A 3388-nucleotide genomic window follows, 5' to 3' on the forward strand; every position below is an offset into this window, starting at 1 on the left:
AAACCTGTCCCACGCCGACGGCCCGCCCACTTGCCCGGCGCGCACGCTGTCGATGAACGCCTGCAACTCGATGTCATAGGCGCCGATAAAGCGGTCTTTCCAGTCCATCAGAATTGCATTGGACAGCTTGGCCTCGCTGCGCAATTGCACCTGCGACGGCTCCGGCAGCTTGGCGATACCGGTCTCCCCCACCACTTCGCACTGAATGTCGTAGCCGTACTGGCAGTTCACAAACACTTCCACATCGATGCGCGTGCCCTTGGCGGTTTCCAGCAGCACGATCTGCGGGTCGCGCAGATGGGCCAGGGCCTTGCTGGTCTTGCGCGGGAACACCACTTGCACGGAGACGTAGTCGTCATCGAGCAGCCAACGCAACACATCCAGCTCGTGGATCAAGGTGTCGGTGATCGCCATGTCGGTCTTGTAGTTCTCGCCCACACGCGGGTTGCGGTGCGCGCAGTGCAGCATCAGCGGCTCGCCAATCTGGCCGCTGTCGATCACCGCTTTCAGGGCGCGATAACCTTCGTCATAGGGGCGCATGAAGCCCACTTGCACCAGGCGCTTGCCGTGCGCGACTTCAGCTTCGACGATCCTGCGGCAGCCGTCGGCGGTGACCGCCAGCGGTTTTTCGCAGAACACCGGTTTGCCGGCGGCGATGGCGGCGAGCACGAACTCCTCATGGCTCGGGCCCCAGGAGGTGACGAGAATAGCCTCAACCTGAGGCGAATTGATCAGCGCATGGCCGTCCGCATACACCTCCGCGTCCAGTTTCAGATCCGCCACCACCTTGGCGGCCTGCGCAAGGTCGATGTCGGTCACCGCCACCACCTGGCTGTTGAGCAAGGTCTGGCTGCAACGACGAATATGGTCCCGGCCGATAGCGCCCGTACCGATAACACCCAGCTTCAACGACATACATTCACTCCTCTTGTTATTAGTACTGCCGGGCCTTGGCCAGCTGTTCATTGAGTTTTTTCGCCGCAGCATTGGTGCGTTCGCTGGTGGAGACCTGCGCCACGCCCACCCGCCACCACGACAGGTAGCCGTGGATCATGGTCTTGGGCAACACCTTGATATCGATCAGCGTCGACACCGTTTGCGTGCGCGCATCGGCCAGCGCCGCTTCGAGCTGCGCCACGCTGCTGACCTTGTAGGTCTTGCAGCCGTAGGCCGCTGCGCTCATGGCGAAGTCCACCGGCACCAGGCCGCCGTCGAGCTTGCCGCTCTCGGGGTTGCGGTAGCGGAACTCGGTGCCGAAGCTGTCCATGCCGTTGCCGATCTGCAGGTTGTTGATGCAACCGAAGGCCATGTTGTCCAGCAGCACCACGTTGATCTTGCGCCGCTCCTGGATCGAGGTGGCCAGCTCCGAATGCAGCATCATGTAAGAGCCATCGCCGACCAGCGCATAGACCTCGCGCGTCGGCTCGGCCAGCTTCACGCCGAGCGCAGCGTTGATCTCGTAGCCCATGCACGAGTAACCGTATTCGACGTGGTAGGTGTTGACGCCCTTGCTGCGCCAACTGCGCTGCAAATCACCGGGTAGGCTGCCGGCGGCGGCGACAATGATCGCGTCGTCGGCCAGGGTCTGGTTGAGCACGCCGAGGACGCGGCTTTGGGTCAGGCACGAACCGGTCAGCTGGATGAATTCGCGCAGCACGGCGCGGTCCAGGCGGTCGTTGACCTCCGGTACGAAGTCGTCGCCCGCGTATTCCACCTGATGCACCCGGTCGACTTCCGCGTCCAATTGCGCCCTGGCGTCGCGTACCTGCTCGCCCCACCCGGCGCGATAATCCCCCAGTGCTGCGGCCAATGCTTCAAGGGCGACTTGCGCATCCGCCAGCACTTGCACGCCATCGAGTTTCAACGCGTCGCAGGGGCTGATATTGAGGTTGAGGAACTGCACGTCGGCGTGCTTGAACAGCGACTTCGACGACGTGGTGAAGTCGGTGTAACGCGTGCCGATCCCGATAATAAGGTCGGCCTCGGGGGCCAACAAGTTCGCGGCCAGGCAGCCGGTCTCGCCGATCCCGCCGACGTTCAGCGGATGGCTGGAGACCACCGCGCTCTTGCCCGCCTGGGTTTCGGCGAAGGGAATCTCGAAGCGTTCGGCAAACGCCTGCAAGGCGGCATTCGCCCTGGAGTACTTGACCCCGCCGCCGCAGATGATCAACGGCTTGCGCTTGCCCTTGAAGGCCGCCACGGCGTCGCCAATCATCGCCGCGGTAGCCGGGCGACGGTCGAGGCGGTGGACGCGTTTTTGCAAGAAATAATCCGGGTAATCCCAGGCCTCGGCTTGCACATCCTGCGGCAGCGCCAGGGTGACGGCGCCGGTTTCGGCCGGATCGGTGAGCACCCGCATGGCGTGGATCGCCGCGCTCATCAATTGCTCGGGGCGGTTGATGCGGTCCCAGTATTTGCTCACCGAACGGAAGGCGTCGTTGGTGCTGATGCTCAGGTCATGGAATTGCTCGATCTGTTGCAGCACCGGGTCGGGCTGGCGGCTGGCGTAGACATCGCCGGGCAACAGCAGCAACGGGATACGGTTGGCCGTGGCGGTCGCAGCAGCGGTCAGCATATTCGCCGCCCCCGGGCCGACCGACGCAGTACACGCGTAGATCTTGCGCCGCAGGTGTTGCTTGGCAAAACCGATGGCAGCGTGGGCCATGCCTTGCTCGTTGCGGCCCTGGTGGACCACCAAGTCGCCGCTGTCCTGCTCCAGCGCCTGGCCCAGGCCAAGTACGTTGCCATGGCCAAAAATCGTGAACACCCCGGCGACAAACTTGCTCTGCACGCCATCGACTTCGATGTATTGGTTATCCAGAAATTTCACCAGGGCCTGGGCCATGGTCAATCGGGTGGTGGTCATGTCGCGCCCCTTAAAGGTCCAGCAGCCAGCTGTGCTGAGGGTCGTTATGAAAATGCCAGGCGCGCTTGGGGCCGGCCATCACGTTGAGGTAATAGGACTCGTAGCCATACGGCACGCTGACCGGGTGGTAACCCTTGGGCACCACCACCAGGTCGCTGTTTTCCACCGCCATCGCCTGGTCGATGCTGCGGTCGTCGGTGTACACCCGCTGGAACACGAAGCCCTGAGGCGGGTTGATCTGGTGGTAATAGGTTTCTTCGAGAAAGCTCTGGTGCGGCAGGTCGTCGGTGTCGTGCTTGTGCGGCGGGTAGCTCGACGAGTGCCCGGACGGCGTGCGCACCTCCACCACCAGCAGGGAATGGGCGGGCTCGCTGTCGGGCAGGATGTCGCACACGTAACGGGTGTTGGCACCTTTGCCGCGCACGCTGCTGATCGAAGTGATCTTCTCCCTCGATGGCCTCGGGCGCATGAGCTACGAAGCCGCCGTGTCCCGCGACTATCCGGTGGTGTTTGGCTCGTTGT

The 3388-nt window shown here is 63.1% G+C and carries 2 protein-coding genes and 2 pseudogenes; 1 reads left to right on the forward strand and 3 read right to left on the reverse strand.

All coding sequences use genetic code 11. The features are described from left to right. From L9Z73_RS27755 to iolB, 3 genes and pseudogenes are all read right to left on the reverse strand, one after another. Positions 1 to 915, reverse strand: a 915-nt coding sequence (locus tag L9Z73_RS27755; RefSeq protein ID WP_247407897.1) for a Gfo/Idh/MocA family protein, incomplete at its 3' end; no start/stop codon positions are given. A 19-nt stretch (positions 916 to 934) separates the two neighbouring features. Then, the gene (gene iolD, locus L9Z73_RS27760) at positions 935 to 2866 is read right to left on the reverse strand and encodes a 3D-(3,5/4)-trihydroxycyclohexane-1,2-dione acylhydrolase (decyclizing) (RefSeq protein ID WP_247407907.1); all 1932 of its coding nucleotides are present in this window, start codon (positions 2864 to 2866) and stop codon (positions 935 to 937) included. Positions 2867 to 2876: 10 nt separating this feature from the next. After that, positions 2877 to 3293 (reverse strand): annotated as a pseudogene (gene iolB / locus L9Z73_RS27765) (5-deoxy-glucuronate isomerase); the annotation flags it as partial. On the opposite strand from iolB, the pseudogene L9Z73_RS27770 reads away from it, so the two are divergent. Beyond that, positions 3289 to 3388 (forward strand): annotated as a pseudogene (locus L9Z73_RS27770) (hypothetical protein); the annotation flags it as partial. The pseudogenes iolB and L9Z73_RS27770 overlap by 5 nt on opposite strands.

The sequence above is a fragment of the Pseudomonas emilianonis genome (assembly GCF_023072625.1).
Taxonomy (GTDB): Bacteria; Pseudomonadota; Gammaproteobacteria; order Pseudomonadales; family Pseudomonadaceae; genus Aquipseudomonas; species Aquipseudomonas paraveronii.

Excerpts from the sequence above, each read along its gene's own strand:
- iolD (WP_247407907.1), bottom strand. The coding sequence starts at position 2,866 with ATGACCACCACCCGATTGACCATGGCCCAGGCCCTGGTGAAATTTCTG.